12 protein-coding genes are annotated in these 15,228 nt (G+C 72.0%); 1 reads left to right on the top strand and 11 read right to left on the bottom strand.

All coding sequences use genetic code 11. The features are described 5' to 3' along the window. Positions 1-2: 2 nt before the first annotated feature. The 9 genes from IE260_RS04470 to IE260_RS04430 form a co-directional block, all read right to left on the bottom strand. Complete coding sequence (locus IE260_RS04470; RefSeq protein ID WP_189869137.1) at positions 3-2,318, bottom strand: xanthine dehydrogenase family protein molybdopterin-binding subunit; 2,316 nt, start codon at positions 2,316-2,318, stop codon at positions 3-5. Then, positions 2,315-4,138: a (2Fe-2S)-binding protein gene (locus IE260_RS04465; protein ID WP_189869136.1), complete on the bottom strand. Its 1,824-nt coding sequence runs from the start codon at positions 4,136-4,138 to the stop codon at positions 2,315-2,317. Before IE260_RS04465 ends, IE260_RS04470 begins: the two co-directional genes overlap by 4 nt. Beyond that, positions 4,135-5,028, bottom strand: coding sequence for an FAD binding domain-containing protein (locus tag IE260_RS04460; RefSeq protein WP_189869135.1), 894 nt, complete (start codon positions 5,026-5,028; stop codon positions 4,135-4,137). The genes IE260_RS04465 and IE260_RS04460 overlap by 4 nt, the downstream gene beginning before the upstream one ends. 233 nt (positions 5,029-5,261) lie before the next feature. Continuing rightward, positions 5,262-6,872, bottom strand: coding sequence for a beta-N-acetylhexosaminidase (locus tag IE260_RS04455; protein WP_189869134.1), 1,611 nt, complete (start codon positions 6,870-6,872; stop codon positions 5,262-5,264). 4 nt (positions 6,873-6,876) lie between these two features. Further along, entirely contained in the window at positions 6,877-7,722 is an 846-nt protein-coding gene (locus IE260_RS04450) for a carbohydrate ABC transporter permease (protein WP_189869133.1), read from the bottom strand. Further along, positions 7,719-8,705 (bottom strand): carbohydrate ABC transporter permease, encoded by a 987-nt coding sequence (locus IE260_RS04445; RefSeq protein WP_373303311.1) that lies wholly within the window; start codon positions 8,703-8,705, stop codon positions 7,719-7,721. The genes IE260_RS04450 and IE260_RS04445 overlap by 4 nt, the downstream gene beginning before the upstream one ends. After that, a complete protein-coding gene (locus IE260_RS04440) occupies positions 8,702-9,997 on the bottom strand; it encodes an extracellular solute-binding protein (RefSeq protein WP_189869131.1) in 1,296 nt (431 codons plus the stop codon). The genes IE260_RS04445 and IE260_RS04440 overlap by 4 nt, the downstream gene beginning before the upstream one ends. 235 nt (positions 9,998-10,232) lie before the next feature. Next, positions 10,233-10,517: a DUF3039 domain-containing protein gene (locus IE260_RS04435; protein ID WP_188181815.1), complete on the bottom strand. Its 285-nt coding sequence runs from the start codon at positions 10,515-10,517 to the stop codon at positions 10,233-10,235. 44 nt (positions 10,518-10,561) lie between these two features. Next, the gene (locus IE260_RS04430; RefSeq protein WP_189869130.1) at positions 10,562-11,134 is read right to left on the bottom strand and encodes a YqgE/AlgH family protein; all 573 of its coding nucleotides are present in this window, start codon (positions 11,132-11,134) and stop codon (positions 10,562-10,564) included. Between the two features lie 233 nt (positions 11,135-11,367). On the opposite strand from IE260_RS04430, the gene murA reads away from it, so the two are divergent. After that, positions 11,368-12,714 (top strand): UDP-N-acetylglucosamine 1-carboxyvinyltransferase, encoded by a 1,347-nt coding sequence (gene murA / locus IE260_RS04425; RefSeq protein WP_189869129.1) that lies wholly within the window; start codon positions 11,368-11,370, stop codon positions 12,712-12,714. A 190-nt stretch (positions 12,715-12,904) separates the two neighbouring features. Here the strand turns inward: murA and IE260_RS04420 are convergent, their stop codons facing one another. Together IE260_RS04420 and IE260_RS04415 are read right to left on the bottom strand one after the other, a co-directional pair. Continuing rightward, on the bottom strand, positions 12,905-13,186 hold the full coding sequence (locus IE260_RS04420; protein WP_003990598.1) for an HU family DNA-binding protein: 282 nt from the start codon (positions 13,184-13,186) through the stop codon (positions 12,905-12,907). A 353-nt stretch (positions 13,187-13,539) separates the two neighbouring features. Beyond that, the gene (locus IE260_RS04415) at positions 13,540-14,955 is read right to left on the bottom strand and encodes an NAD-dependent malic enzyme (protein WP_189869128.1); all 1,416 of its coding nucleotides are present in this window, start codon (positions 14,953-14,955) and stop codon (positions 13,540-13,542) included. Between the last annotated feature and the right edge of the window lie 273 nt (positions 14,956-15,228).

Here is a 15,228-nt window from a genome sequence, read left to right as displayed (position 1 = left end):
GCTCACTGGCCGGTGACCACCGCGGCCTGCGGGCGGATCGGAAGGCGGTTCACGGCGCGTCCCGTCGCGGCGCGTACGGCGGAGGCGACGGCCGCCGGGGAGGCCACCACCGGCACCGCGCTGACCGCCTTCGCGCCGAAGGGGGCGACCACGTCGCGTTCCTCGACCAGTTTGACGATCCGGATGTCCGGCGCGTCGAGGGCCGTCGGCAGGGCGTAGCCGGTCAGGTCCGGGTGGCGGACCAGGCCGCGCGGGGTGCGGAGGTTCTCGGTGAGCGCGATACCCACGCCCTGGGTGACGCCCGCCTCGATCCGGGCGGCCAGCTGGGCGGGGTTCAGCACCCGGCCCACGTCCTGGGCGACGGCCAGTTCCACGACCCGTACGGAACCGATCTCGATGTCGACGTCCACCACCGCGCGGATCGCGCAGAAGGACATGCCGACGAAGGCGTCGCCCTGGCCGGAGGCGTCGAGCGGTTCGGTCGGGTGCGGGCGGCACTGGGCGGTGGCCCACAGCTCCTTGCCGTCCATCGCCTCGGTGACCGTGGTCGACAGCACCCCGTCGTAGGAGGTGATCTTGCCGTCGGTGATCTGGAGGAGCTCCGTGGACATGCCGAACTTGTGCGCCAGGGGCTGCAGGAGCTGGGTGCGGACCATCTTGGCCGCGCGTTCCACCGCTCCGCCCGACACCCAGGTGTGGCGGCCGCGGCAGCCCGCGCCCGCCGGGGGCTGGTCGGTGTCGACCGGCGCCACGTGCACCTCGTCGATGCCGAGCGTCTCCTGCACGATCTGCCGCGCGAGCGTGGTGAAGCCCTGGCCGGTCTCGACGGCCGCGCACAGCACCGTCGCCACGCCGTCCTGGACCTTCACGGTGGCCGTGGACACCTCGTCCGCGCCCTCCGCGCCGAGCATGTGCACCATGCCCAGGCCGTAGCCCACGCCCCGGCGCACCGCGCCCGGTTCGCCCGCGCCCTCGGGGCCGCCGGGCAGCAGCCACTCGTCCTCGGGCGTGTCCTTGGGCAGCGCGGGCAGCGGGAAGTCGCGTACGGCCTGGAGGAGTTCGGCGACCGGGGCCGGGCAGGTGACCGTCTGGCCGGTGGGCAGCACGTCCCCGGTGGCCATCACGTTGCGCAGCCGCACCTCGGCCGGGTCCAGGCCGAGCTTCTTGGCGATCTTGTCCATCTGCGCCTCGTAGGCGGCGCAGACCTGCATGGCGCCCTCGCCGCGCACGTGGCCGGAGGGCGGGTTGTTGGTGCGGACGGCCCAGCCCTCGATGAAGGCGTTCGGGACGACGTACGGGCCGCAGGCGAAGGACACGGCCGCGGCCAGCGCGTCGGAGGAGGTGTCGGCGTACGCGCCCGCGTCGAGCAGGATCTGCGCCTCGACCTTGACCAGGCGGCCCTCGGCGTCCGCGTGGTGGCGGTAGCGCAGGAGGGTGGGGTGGCGGTGGGCGTGGCCGAGGAAGGACTCCTCGCGCGTGGCGGTCAGCTTCACCGGGCAGCCGGTCTTCAGCGCGAGCAGGCCGAGCGGGAGCTGGAAGCCCTGGTCCTCGCGGTCGGCGGTGGCGCCGGGCACGCCGGTGACGACGATCTTCACCCGTTCGGGTTCCAGGCCGTAGCAGGCGGCTGCCGCGTCTCGGTCGGTGTGCGGGTCGGTGGAGGCGAGGTACAGCTCCACGCCGCCGTCGGGCCGCGGCACCGCGAGGCCCGCCTCGGCGCCGATGGGGGCCGGGTCCTGACGGCCGATGCGGTACAGGCCCTCGACGACGATCTCGCCGGCCGCCTCCGGGTCGCCGTGCCGGAGCGGGATGTGCCGGATCAGGTTGCCGTCCGGGTGCAGCGGCTCGGCCTCGAACGCCTGCTCCGGGTCGAGCACCGGGTCGAGCACCTCGTACTCGACGATGACGGCGGCGGCGGCCATCCGGGCCGTGTCCGGGTGGTCGGCGGCGACGGCGGCGATGGGCTCGCCGTGATGGCGCACGACCTCGGAGGCGAACACCGGCCGGTCGGCCCTGCCGCGTCCGTGCAGCGGCGCTCCGGTCACGTCCTCGTGGGTGACGACGGCGCGTACGCCGGGCATCTCGCGCGCGTGGGAGGTGTCGATGGACACGATGCGCGCGTGCGGGTGCGGCGAGCGCAGCACCGCCGCCCACAGCAGGCCCTCGGCCCACAGGTCGGCGGCGTACGGGAAGGTGCCCTCCGTCTTGGCGCGGGCGTCGGCGGGCGGCAGGGACGCGCCGAGGCCGTGCGGGATCTGTTCGGGGGCGGGGGGCGCCTCCGCGGTCCCTGCGGCCTCCGCGGTGGCTGCTTCGTTGCTCACGCGTGGCCTCCGTCCTGGCCGTAGGGCCGGTCGTGCGGTCCCGGGGACTGCGGTCCGGGCGGTCCGGGCGTGTCGAACGCCGCCGGGTTGACGCCGCCGGCGCCGGGTCCCGCCTGGTGCGGGATGCGGGGCTCCTCGGCGTCCGCCTGGGGCGACTCCGCGGCGGCCTGCGCCTCGCGCTCGGCGACGACCTCCTGGACCGCCTCCAGGACGCCCCGGTAGCCGGAGCACCGGCACAGGTTGCCGCACAGGGCCTGGCGGGCCTCCAGCTCGGTCGGCGCCGGGTTGCCCTCCAGGAGGTTGTGCACGGTCATCGCCATGCCGGGCACGCAGAACCCGCACTGCACCGCCCCGCACCGGGCGAGCGCCCGCTGCACGTCGGAGGGCTGCCCGTCGACGGCCAGGCCCTCGACGGTGCGGACCTCGCTGCCGGCCGCGGTGACGGCCGGGACCAGGCAGGAGGCGACGAGCCGTCCGTCGACCTGCACGTTGCAGGCGCCGCACTCGCCCTGCGAGCAGCCGTCCTTGGCGCCCGCGAGGCCGAGCCGCTCACGCAGCACGTACAGCAGCGACTCGCCGATCCAGGCTTCGGTGACGGGCCGGTCGGCGCCGTTGACGCGGAGCACGTACGAGGCGAGGGGGTGCTCCTCGTGCGGGCCGGCGGGCGCCGGCTCGTCGGGGGCGGGGGGCCCGGCGGGCTCCGCCGGCTCGGCGGCCTCGGGGGCGGCCGGTTCGTCGGACGTGGCGGCCTCGGGCCCGTGCTCGGTCGCCGGGGCGGGCTCGCGCACAGTGGCGGATGCGGATCCGTGGGCGGGCGCCGGTTCCGGTTCGTTTTCCGGGTCCGGGGTCGGCCCGGCCGGCGCGTCCGGTGCCGGTCCGGGCTCGGGGGCCGGGGCCGTCACGGGGCCTTCGGCGGCCTGTGGTGCGGATTCCGTCGCCGTGTCGGGGGCCGGGTCCGCGGGGGGCTCAGCGGGGCCCTCAGGGGCCTCTACGGCCTCGTGCGCGTCGTGGGTCACCGTCTCGCCGGACACCGGGGCCGGGGCCGGGGCTTCCACGACGGATTCCGCGTACGGGGTGTCGGACGAACCGGGCACGGGCTCGGAGCCGGGTACGGCCGCCGGCCCGGCCGGCCGGTCACCGTCCTGCTCGGCGGGTTCCGGCGTCCGCTCCCCCCACGGCTGTCCCGCCACCTGGGTCGCCCAGGGCGCGGGAGCGCCGCCGGGGAGGGTGGCCGGCGGGGTGCCGCCCCACTGCTCGACCAGGGACGACGTGGTGAACTCGCCCGATTCGTCCGGGAGATCCCCACCGGCGACGGGGATGGACCACTGTCCGGTCACGTCGTGGCCGGGCGCGGGCGCCGCGTCCTCCGCGGTCGTCGCCTCGCCGAAGTCCCACTGCCCGGTCGGCTGCGGGTGGTACGCGAAGCGGTCGCCGTGCCCGGCGTCCGCCTCGTGCTGCGCGGCCGCACCGTACGGGTCCTCCTGCTGGTGCCCGGTGTAGTGCTGGCCGGCGTACTGGTCTCCCGCGTCCGGGGCGCTCTGCCACTGCGTGCCGTCGACGGGTGCGGAGGGCATCACCCAGCTGCCGGTGGCCGCCGGGTCGGTGCCGGCGGTCGTGGCGGGCGTGACCGTTATCTGCGGCGGCACATAGCCGTGGCCGGGCGCGGCGAGCGGGCTCTCGTAGGCGTCCAGCAGCGCGTCGACGCCCCCCTCGGGGAGCTGCACGAAGGCGGTGGCGCCGTCGTCGTAGTCGCCCTGGGGCAGCGGGTCCCAGCGTCCGCCGCCCTGGGGCATGCCCTGTCCGTGCTGGTCGTCGGTCACGACAGCGCCCTCCCCAGTGCTCGTCGGGCCAGCGCGGCGACGGTGCGCCGCAGGTGCAGTACGGCGGGCGGGAGCTGCGGTACGGAGCCGTCCTCGGCCGGCGCCGCGTCGGGGATGCAGGCCGCGGCGACGTACTCCCCGAAGGCGCTCAGGGCCTCGGGCACGATCGCACGGTTGTTGTCCCAGTCGATGAGCCGGCCGACCCACTGCTCGGCCTCCAGGGGCCTGAGCGGCATCGGCGCGATGGCGCCGACGGCGCACCGCACCCCGCGCCGGGCGGGGTCGAGGACCAGGGCCACCGATGCCATGGCACGGCCCGGCCCGGTGCGTCCGGTCGCCTTCAGGAAGACCTGCGGCGCGTGCAGCAGCGGCACGCGCACGTAGCCGATGAGTTCGCCCGCACGGAGCATCTCCATACCGGCCAGCAGGTGCGACACGGGCATCTCGCGGCGGGCCCCGCCCGGGCCCGCGATGATCAGCGTCGCCTCCAGGGCGGCCAGTACGGGCAGCGCGTCCCCCGTGGGGGCGGCCGAGGCGATGTTGCCGCCCAGGGTGCCGGCGTTGCGGATCTGCGGCGGACCCGCGGCGCGCGCGGAGGCGGCGAGCGCCGGGATCAGGGCGGCGAAGTCGGGACGGCCCATGCGCGCGTGCGTGAGTCCGGCACCGAGCAGGGCGTGGCCGTCCTGGTACTGCCAGCCGCGGATCTCGCTGATCCTGCCGAGGCCGACCAGCGCGGCGGGCCTGAGCTGTCCGGAGTTGACGGCGGCCATCAGGTCGGTCCCGCCGGCCACGGGAACGGCGGCCGGCATGGCGGTGAGGGCCGCCACGGCCTCGTCCAGTGTCGTGGGCAGCGTGACGGCCTGCGCCGCCTGCGGTGCGTGCGTGGTCAAACCGACTGCCCCTTCCCGCTGTCCCACCTGGTCCCACCTGTGTTGCCGTACGGTACGTGCTGACAGGCCGGACGTGGCAACTCTGGCACATCTTCGCAGGGCCCGAACGCGGGGGTCCGCTAGGAGGCGTTCGCCCACCTCATCAGCGAGATGGCCCGTTTTCGCACGGGATCTCCGATGATCGACGGTGCGCACGAATTGCCACTCTTCCGTGACACTTCGAGGCGTTTTTCTTACTTGTTCGGCGGCCGGCCGTCGATCGGCCGGCCGAGCACTCCGGGCCGCCTCTGCCAGGGCAGCGGGCCGCCGGGCGGCCGGTAGGCGACGCCCAGGGCGTCAAGGCGCCGGTAGTGGGCCGCCATCCGGCGCTCGAAGCCGGCGAAGTCCCGTTCCGCAGGGGCGGGAAGGTCGCTCCACGCGACCTCGGCGAAGGCGGCGAGCCTGGGGAAGACCTGGTAGTCGACGCGCGCCGGGCTCTCCATCACCTCGGTCCACACGTTGGCCTGCGGGCCCAGGACGTGCCCGGCCTCCTCCGGCGTCAACTCCGGCGGAACCGGCTCGAACCGGTAGACGTCCTCAAGGGTGCGCACGTACCCGATCGGCACGGGCTCGTCCGGGCCCGCGTCCTGACGGTGGTCCAGGTACACCTGCTGCTCGGGGCACATGACCACGTCGTGTCCCGCCCGCGCGGCGGCGACCCCGCCCGCGTAGCCGCGCCAGGAGGACACGGCGGCGCCCGCGGCCAGGCCACCCTCCAGGATCTCGTCCCAGCCGATGAGCCTGCGACCGCGCGCGGTCAGCCACCGGTCGAAGTGCTTGATGAACCAGGACTGGAGTTCGTCCTCGTCGGCGAGTCCGAGTTCCTTGATGCGCGCCTGCGCCGCGGGTGACTGCCGCCACTGTTCCTTGGGGCATTCGTCGCCGCCGACGTGGATGAACTCCGAGGGGAAAAGACCGAGGAGTTCCTCGAACACGCCCTCGTAGAAGCGCAGGGTGCGGTCGGTGGGCGCGAGGACGTTCGGGGAGATGCCCCAGGTGTCCCAGACGGTGAGCCCGGCGGTGTCCACGACATCGGTGTTGCCGAGTTCCGGATACGCGGCGATGGCGGCCTGCGAGTGTCCGGGCAGGTCGATTTCGGGGACGACGGTGATGTGCCGTTCGGCGGCGTAGGCGACGATCTCCCGGATGTCGTCCTGGGTGTAGTGACCGCCGTGCGGCTTCTCCTCCCACAGCGGCGAGGCACGGTGACCGAATTTGGTGCGCGCGCGCCATGAGCCGGTCCCGGTCAGCTTCGGGTACCGCTCGATCTCGACGCGCCAGCCCTGGTCGTCGGTCAGGTGGAAGTGCAGGACGTTGAGTTTGTGCGCGGCCATCAGGTCCAGGTAACGCAGCACGCCGTCCTTGGGCATGAAGTGCCGGGCGACGTCGAGCATCAGGCCGCGCCAGCGGAACCGGGGCGCGTCCTCGACCTCGGTGAGCGGCAACCGCCACTGGCGGCCGGGGATCGGCGCCCGCCGGAAGGCGTCCGGGCCGAGCAGTTGCCGAAGGGTCTGGGCCCCCCAGAAGAGGCCGGCCGGTCCGCCGCCGGCGAGGTGCACGCCGCTCGGCACGACGGCGAGGCGGTAGCCCTCGGCGTCCAGTTCGCCGTCGAGGGACAGGCGGAGGACGTCGTCCTCCCCCGACCCGGGCGCGAGCGGCAGGCCGGTGGCCGCGCCCAGCGTGGCACGCAGCCAGCGGTCGGCCGCCTCCGTGCCCTCGCCCGCCAGCACCTTGGTGTCCGGGCCCAGTTCGAAGAAACCGCCCTCGCGGGTCGTCGCCCGACCGGGCCGGGGAATCAGGTCCATCACGTCAGTCCTTAACCGCTCCGCCGAGGCCGGAGACGAGTCGTCGTTGTACGAGCACGAAGAAGATCAGCACGGGAATCGTCATCACCGTGGACGCCGCCATCACCCCGCCCCAGTCGGGGTCGTCCGGCTTGTAGAAGACCAGCAGGGCCATCGGCAGGGTCGACTGGGAGGTGTCGCTGATGATGAACGACTTGGCGAACAGGAAGTCGTTCCAGGCCGAGATGAAGGAAAACACGCTGGTGGCCACGAGGCCCGGGAAGACCAGCGGGAAAAGGATCCGCCAGAGGAATCGCGCACGGCTCGCCCCGTCGATGTACGCGGCCTCCTCCAGGGCCTCGGGAACGGCTTTCACGAAGCCCCGCAGCATCCAGATCGCGAACGGCAGCGAGAAGGCGATGTGGGGCAGGATCAGCGAACCCAGCGTGTTCAGCTGGCCGAAGTCCCGCATGAGGAAGAACAACGGGATCGTGAGAGCTTCCACCGGCACCATCTGGGCCACCAGGAACATGATCAGCAGGGTGGTCCGGAAGCGGAACCGGAATCGCGTCACGGCGGTCGCCGCGAGAAACGCGATCAGCGCGGAGGCGACCACGACGGCGCTCGCCACGAGCAGGCTGTTGAGAAAGTAGCGGCCGAATTCCTGCTGTTCGAAGACCCTCCGGAAGGAATCCAGCGACGGCGACAGCGTCCACGGCCGCGGCTCGGACGACTCGATCTCCCCGGCCGGCCTGAAGGCGCTCAGCACCATCCAGTACAGCGGGAAGGCCACCACCACCGCGATCAGCAGTGCCGAGATCTCGGCCGCAGATCGCCACGGACGCCGCACACGCGCGCGCGGAAGATTCACAGTTCCTCCCCCTGGCGGCGCAGCAGCCGCAGGTACACCAGGGTCACGGCGAGCAGGATCAGCAGCATCACGACGCCGATCGCCGAGCCGAGGCTGTACTGCGAGGACGCGAACGCCTTCTGGTAGGCGTAGACGTTCAGGACGAGGTTCTGGCCGGCGATGCCGCCGCCGTTCGTCATGACGTAGATCTGGGTGAAGACCTTGAAGTCCCAGATGACCGACTGGATGGTGACGACGACCAGGATCGGCCGGAGCATCGGCGCGAGCACCGAGCGCCAGATCCGCCACTGCGAGGCACCGTCCAGGGCCGCGGCCTCCAGGACCTCGGCGGGGACGGCGCGGATGCCGGCGTAGACCGTCACCATCACGAACGGGAAGGAGCACCAGACCACTTCGAGCAGGACGAGGAGGAAGGCGCTGTAGCGCCCGTACGTCCAGGAGTGGTCGCCGAGCCCCAGCATCCGGTTCACGGGCCCGAAGTCCGGGTCGAACAGCAGCAGCCAGACCGTCGACCCGGTGACCGCCGGGGTCGCCCACGCGCCGAGCGCGGCGAGCATCAGCGCGAGCCGCGGCACGGCCCGCACCCGCGTGAGCAGCACGGCGAGCGCGCACCCGACGGCCAGCGTGGAGACGACACAGGCCGCGGCGAAGACGACGGTGGCCAGCAGCACCCGCCAGAACTCCCCGTCCCCGAACAGCTCGGCGTAGTTGCCGAACCCCTGGAAGGTGGTGGGCTCCCCACCGCTGACCTGCGCCTGGGTGTACTCCAGGAAGGAGATCAGGCCGAGCTGGTAGATCGGGTAGACGAGCAGTCCGCCGAGGACGACCAGAGCGGGGGCGAGATACAGCCATGGGGCACCGGAGCGACCCCCGGGGCGCGGGGCCGTGCCGGGCATGCGGCCACCGCCGCGTGGGCGCGACCGGCCAGGCCCCGCCCCCGGCCGCGAACGGCCCACACTCACCGAGCGGGCAGGCGCGGTCATCCGGCGGAGCCGAACGCCTCGTTCATCTTCCGCGCCGCGTCCCCGGCGGCGGCGCCCACGTCCTTCTTGCCGCTGACGACCTCCTGGAACATGGTCGGCAGTACCAGCGAGGAGTCGATCTGCGCCCAGGCGGGGGAGGCCGGCACGAACTCGGTGCCCGCGGCAAGGGTGTCGACGAAGGGCTTCACGAACGGCTCCTTCGCGGCGGCCTGCCGGCGCACGTCGGTGAAGGTCGGCAGGAAGCCCATCGCGTCGAACAGCTCCCCCTGGGTCTCCTTCGACGCCAGCCGCTTCATCAGGTCGACGGCGAGGGTGCGGTGCGAGGTGCTCTTCAGGACGCCGATGTTGTTGCCGCCCGCGAAGGCCGGTGCGATCGAGCCGGGTTTCACCCCCGGCAGGGGCACGACGGCGTACTTGCCCTTGGCCTTCCCGGCCTCCACGGCCTGGTGGCTGAAGTCGCCGCCGATCGCCATGGCCGCCTTGCCCGAGGCGAAGGCGGTGACGGTGTCGTTGCCGCCCATGCCGGCGCACTTGGCGGCGGGGCAGTTGTCGTCGCCGAAGAGCGAGGTGTACGCCTTGATGCCCTTCTGGGCCGCCGCGCTGTCGATCGCGGAGGCGTACGAGCCCGACTTGCCGGTGGCCAGTGCGCCGCCGTTGGCCCAGATGAACGGCATGGCGCCGTAGGTGTAGGCACCGCCGACCGCGATGCCGTACAGGTCGGGCCTCGCGGCCCGCACCTTCTTCGCGGTGGACGCCAGCTCGTCCATGCTCCTGGGCACTTCGAGGTCCAGCTCCTCGAAGACGTCCGTCCGGTAGTACAGGGCCCGCACGCCGACGAAGTACGGCGCCCCGTAGACCTTGCCGTCCACGGTGACCGACTGCCGGGCGGTCGGGTCGGCGTCCTTGGCCTCGTCCCAGGCGCCGAACTCCTCGGTGACGTCCTCCAGGCCGCCGTCCTTCACGTAGCCGGCGGTGTCGGTGTTGCCGTACTCGATCACGTCGGGGGCGCTTGCGGGGTCGTTGAAGGCCGCCTTGATCCGCTGGGCGCGGGTCTCGACGGGGATGTACTCGACGGTGACCCTGGTGTCCGCGTGGGCCTTCCTGAAGTCGGCCAGGACGGCGTCGACGACCTGTTCCTTCGGCTTGTTGTTGACCTCCTGGAAGAGCCAGACCCTCAGGGTGCCGGTCTTCTCGTCCTTGCCGGAGGAGGAGTTGCCGGACGTCTGGGGGGCGCAGGCGGTGGCGGCGGCCATGGCGGTGAACAGCACGGCCAGTCGGACGGGGAGCTTCATGGAGCGGTCCTCCGAGGGAGTGTTGCAACATACGCAATGACGGTTTTGCTCTGCACAACACGTCGGAGGCTAGGGACAACAGGAACACGTCGACAAGAGGTCTCAACCACTCTGTGACCGCGCGACGCACCCTGTGCAACGCCGGACGTCGCGAAACCACCCCGGACAGCACAAAGGCCCCCGAGCGCGCCGAAACACGCCCGGAGGCCTCACACACCTCGTGGGGGAAGGGCCGTTACTTCTTGTCGCCGCCCTTGCCCTGGTCGCCGCCGGCGCCCATGGACTCGTAGATCTCCTTGCACATGGGACACACGGGGTACTTCTTCGGGTCGCGGCCCGGTACCCAGACCTTGCCGCACAGCGCCACGACGGGGGTGCCGTCGAGGGCGCTCGCCATGATCTTGTCCTTCTGGACGTAGTGGGCGAAGCGCTCGTGGTCGCCGTCGCCGTGGGACACCTGCGGCGTCGGCTCTACGAGGGTCCCCGTACCAGTCCCGCGCTCGGGCTCGAGAGTGCTCATGCCTGCCAGGGTACTGAAAGCCGGAGTACTGAAGCTCACACCCGTCAGTTGAGCGACGGGTCGTCCGGGTAGGTCGCCACCATCGCCAGCTCGCTGCGCTGACGGCGCAGCACTTCCCGCCAGAGTCTCTCGGGGGCCGGCGAGGAGACGTCGCCGGGTTCGGACTCGACCACGTACCAGGCGCCCTCCACCAGCTCGTCCTCCAGCTGGCCGGGGCCCCAGCCCGCGTACCCGGCGAAGATCCGCAGGGAGCCCACCGCGGAGGCCAGCAGCTCGGGAGGGGCCTCCAGGTCCACCAGACCGATCGCGCCGTGCACCCGGCGCCAGCCCAGCGGCGCGGCTTCGCCGTCCGCCTCACCCGGGACGACGGCGACGCCGAGGGCCGAGTCCAGCGACACGGGACCGCCCTGGAAGACGACGCCGGGTTCGCCGGCGAGGTCCGCCCAGCCCTCCAGGATGTCGCCCACGCCGACCGGCGTCGGGCGGTTGAGGACGACACCGAGGGAGCCCTCCTCGTCGTGGTCGAGAAGGAGCACCACCGCACGGTCGAAGTTCGGGTCCGCCAGGGCGGGCGTTGCCACGAGCAGCCGCCCTGTGAGCGAGGACACCTCGGTCATGCCAGACATGATCCCGCATCTTCCCTTTCCATGGGGAGGCAATCGGGGGCATGGGGGTGAACACGGGCACCACGCGCGCCCGCCGTCGTGACCGCATGTGCCCACCGGGGAACCGTTCGTGTTGTGACACACCTATGACACCGCTGGGCCCTCCTACGGCTTACAGAACCGGGGTGGAGGGCGATTACCCTGTCCCTTCTGGCCCCTGCCCCACCCCACGGAACGCGAGATTCATGACCGTCAACGGCGCTGATGACGTACTGCTTGTCCACGGCGGAACCCCGCTGGAGGGCGAGATCCGGGTCCGCGGTGCGAAGAACCTCGTGCCGAAGGCCATGGTCGCCGCTCTGCTGGGCAGTGCGCCGAGCCGGCTGCGCAACGTGCCGGACATCCGCGACGTGCGGGTCGTACGCGGACTGCTGCAACTGCACGGGGTGACGGTCCGTCCGGGCGAGGAGCCTGGCGAGCTGGTGCTCGACCCGACCCACGTGGAGAGCGCGAACGTCGCTGACATCGATGCCCACGCGGGCTCGTCGCGCATCCCGATCCTGTTCTGCGGCCCGCTGCTGCACCGCCTCGGGCACGCCTTCATCCCGGGCCTGGGCGGCTGCGACATCGGCGGCCGGCCCATCGACTTCCACTTCGACGTGCTGCGGCAGTTCGGCGCGCGCATCGAGAAGCGGGCGGACGGCCAGTACCTGGAGGCGCCGCAACGGCTGCGCGGCACGAAGATCCGGCTGCCGTACCCGTCCGTCGGCGCGACCGAGCAGGTGCTGCTGACGGCCGTGCTGGCCGAGGGCGTCACGGAGCTGTCCAACGCGGCCGTCGAGCCCGAGATCGAGGACCTGATCTGCGTTCTGCAGAAAATGGGCGCGATCATCGCGATGGACACCGACCGCACGATCCGCATCACCGGCGTCGACCAGCTCGGCGGCTACACCCACCGCGCCCTCTCCGACCGCCTGGAGGCCGCCTCCTGGGCGTCCGCGGCGCTGGCGACCGAGGGGAACATCTACGTCCGCGGCGCCCAGCAGCGCTCGATGATGACGTTCCTGAACACCTACCGGAAGGTGGGCGGCGCCTTCGAGATCGACGACGAGGGCATCCGCTTCTGGCACCCGGGCGGTCAGCTCAAGTCCATCGCCCTGGAGACGGACGTCCACCCCGGCTTCCAGACGGACTGGCAGCAGCCCCTGGTGGTCGCCCTGACGCAGGCCACGGGCCTGTCCATCGTCCACGAGACGGTCTACGAGTCCCGCCTCGGCTTCACCTCGGCGCTCAACCAGATGGGCGCTCACATCCAGCTCTACCGCGAGTGCCTCGGCGGCTCCGACTGCCGCTTCGGCCAGCGCAACTTCCTCCACTCGGCGGTCGTCTCCGGCCCGACCAAGCTGGAGGGCGCCGACCTGGTCATCCCCGACCTGCGCGGCGGCTTCTCCTACCTCATCGCCGCCCTCGCCGCCCAGGGCACGTCCCGGGTGCACGGCATCGACCTGATCAACCGGGGCTACGAGAACTTCATGGAGAAGCTCGTGCAGCTCGGGGCGAAGGTGGAGCTGCCGGGCAAGGCGCTGGGCTAGACAGCGGCTTGCCCGCACGCCGATGGGGCGGTCACCCTGACCCGGGTGACCGCCCCATCGGCGTTCGGTGCAGCGCCCCCGAGGGGCGCGGGCCGTGTCGATCTGCGGCTCCGCCGCATGGGCGCGGCCGGCCACGAGGGGGGCCCCGCAGCCACCCACGGCGCGGGGCCCTGACGGCGCTCGGGCGCGCTTACTTGCCCTTGGCCGCTTCCTTGAGCTTGGAGCCCGCGGAGACCTTCACGCTGTAGCCGGCCGGGATCTGGATCGGCTCGCCGGTCTGCGGGTTGCGGGCGGTGCGAGCGGCACGGTGGGTGCGCTCGAAGGTCAGGAAGCCGGGGATGGTGACCTTCTCGTCGCCCTTGGAGACGATGTCGCCGACGACGTCGGCGAACGCGGCCAGCACGGCGTCGGCGTCCTTGCGGGTCACCTCGGCGCGGTCGGCCAGCGCGGCCACCAGCTCACTGCGGTTCATTTTGTTACTCCCGTGTTCTTCTTGCCGTTGAGGCGTGCCACGCGGCGGAGCCGCATGATGGGCACAGCGAAGCCGATGCTGCCAGGGTCCTCGGACAGTCCCCGGACCCGGGTCCGTCGCCGGACCCTCGCGCCCAGGGAGGCATCCTGCCTCCACCTGCGGCGGTAAAGCCAATCCGGCACCCGCAGGAGTCGTGAGAACACCCTTGGGAGTCACACGATGAGAGGGCGTGGGCCTGGCGCAACCCTAGAGGGCGACCCGGAGCCCGTTGTCCCGCGACGCGCCGGTACGGCGGCCCGCCGTGGCGATCCTCACAGCCACGGCGGCGGGCCGCCACCACTCGGGTGGGACGTCTACGAATCCGCCCCGGCCGCCTTCGCGGCCTCCCGCACGGCGCCGGCGACGGCACCGGCGACCTTGTCGTTGAAGACGCTGGGGATGATGTAGTTCGGGTTCAGCTCGTCCTCGGTCACCACGTCCGCGAGCGCCTGCGCGGCGGCCAGCATCATCTCGGTGTTGACCGTACGGGACTGGGCGTCCAGCAGGCCGCGGAACACACCCGGGAACACCAGCACGTTGTTGATCTGGTTCGGGAAGTCGGAGCGGCCGGTGGCCACGACGGCCGCCGTCTGACGGGCGATCGCCGGGTCCACCTCGGGGTCCGGGTTCGCAAGCGCGAACACGATCGCGCCCTCGGCCATGGCGGCGACGTCCTGGCCGTCCAGGACGTTGGGGGCGGAGACGCCGATGAAGACGTCGGCGCCCTGCACCGCCTCCTTCAGCGTGCCGGTCAGGCCCTCGGGGTTGGTGTTGTCGGCGATCCAGCGCAGCGCCGACCCGGGGGCGGCGTCGACCAGGTCCGCGCGGCCGGCGTGCACCACGCCGTGGATGTCGGCGACGACGGCGTTCTTCACGCCCGCGGCGAGCAGCAGCTTGAGGATGGCCGTACCGGCCGCGCCGGCGCCGGACATGACGACGCGGACGTTCTCGATGCCCTTGCCGACCACCCGCAGGGCGTTGGTCAGGGAGGCGAGGACGACGATCGCCGTGCCGTGCTGGTCGTCGTGGAAGACGGGGATGTCGAGGGCCTCGCGCAGCCGCGCCTCGATCTCGAAGCAGCGGGGGGCGGAGATGTCCTCCAGGTTGATGCCGGCGAAGCCCGGGGCGATGGCCTTGACGATCTCGACGATCGCGTCGGTGTCCTGGGTGTCGAGGCAGATCGGCCAGGCGTCGATGCCGGCGAAGCGCTTGAACAGGGCCGCCTTGCCCTCCATGACGGGCAGCGCGGCCTTCGGGCCGATGTTGCCCAGGCCCAGCACCGCCGAGCCGTCCGTCACGACCGCAACGGAGTTGCGCTTGATGGTCAGGCGGCGGGCGTCCTCGGGGTTCTCCGCGATCGCCATGCAGACGCGGGCCACGCCCGGCGTGTAGACCATCGACAGGTCGTCACGGTTGCGGATGGGGTGCTTCGACGCCATCTCGATCTTGCCGCCGAGGTGCATGAGGAAGGTACGGTCGGAGACCTTGCCCAGCGTGACGCCCTCGATGCCGCGCAGCTGCTCCACGATCTCGTCGGCGTGGGCGGTGGAGCTGGCCGCGATGGTGACGTCGATACGGAGTTTCTCGTGGCCGGACGCCGTGACGTCGAGGCCGGTCACCGAGCCTCCGGAGGACTCCACGGCGGTGGTGAGCTGCGAGACGGCCGTTCCGCTCGCGGGCACCTCCAACCTGATGGTCATCGAGTAGGAGACGCTGGGCGCCGTTGCCATGGCCGACTTCCTCTGCTTTCACCGTGTCGCTGGTCGTGCCGTCCGATCGTCGCACCTACCGCCGAGTACGCGGTAGCCGCCCCGGGTTGCGAACGTTTTGTTCGCGGCCCGTACAACCGGAAGCCATCGATTTCGGAAAACGACTTCCACCATACGAGAAGTTGGGGGCGGACGGAAGAGGTGAACCTCACCCGGAGAAGGAACCCTCGGGACGGGAATTGTCTTGCGGGGATCGTTTGTTACCTTGGATGTGGCACCGGCCCGATCCAAGCC

Origin of the sequence: Streptomyces viridiviolaceus, from assembly GCF_014650995.1 — a bacterium.
Lineage (GTDB): Bacteria > Actinomycetota > Actinomycetes > Streptomycetales > Streptomycetaceae > Streptomyces > Streptomyces viridiviolaceus.
Note: the sequence above shows the minus strand (reverse complement) of the source record. Positions and strands in the feature narration are given on the sequence as shown.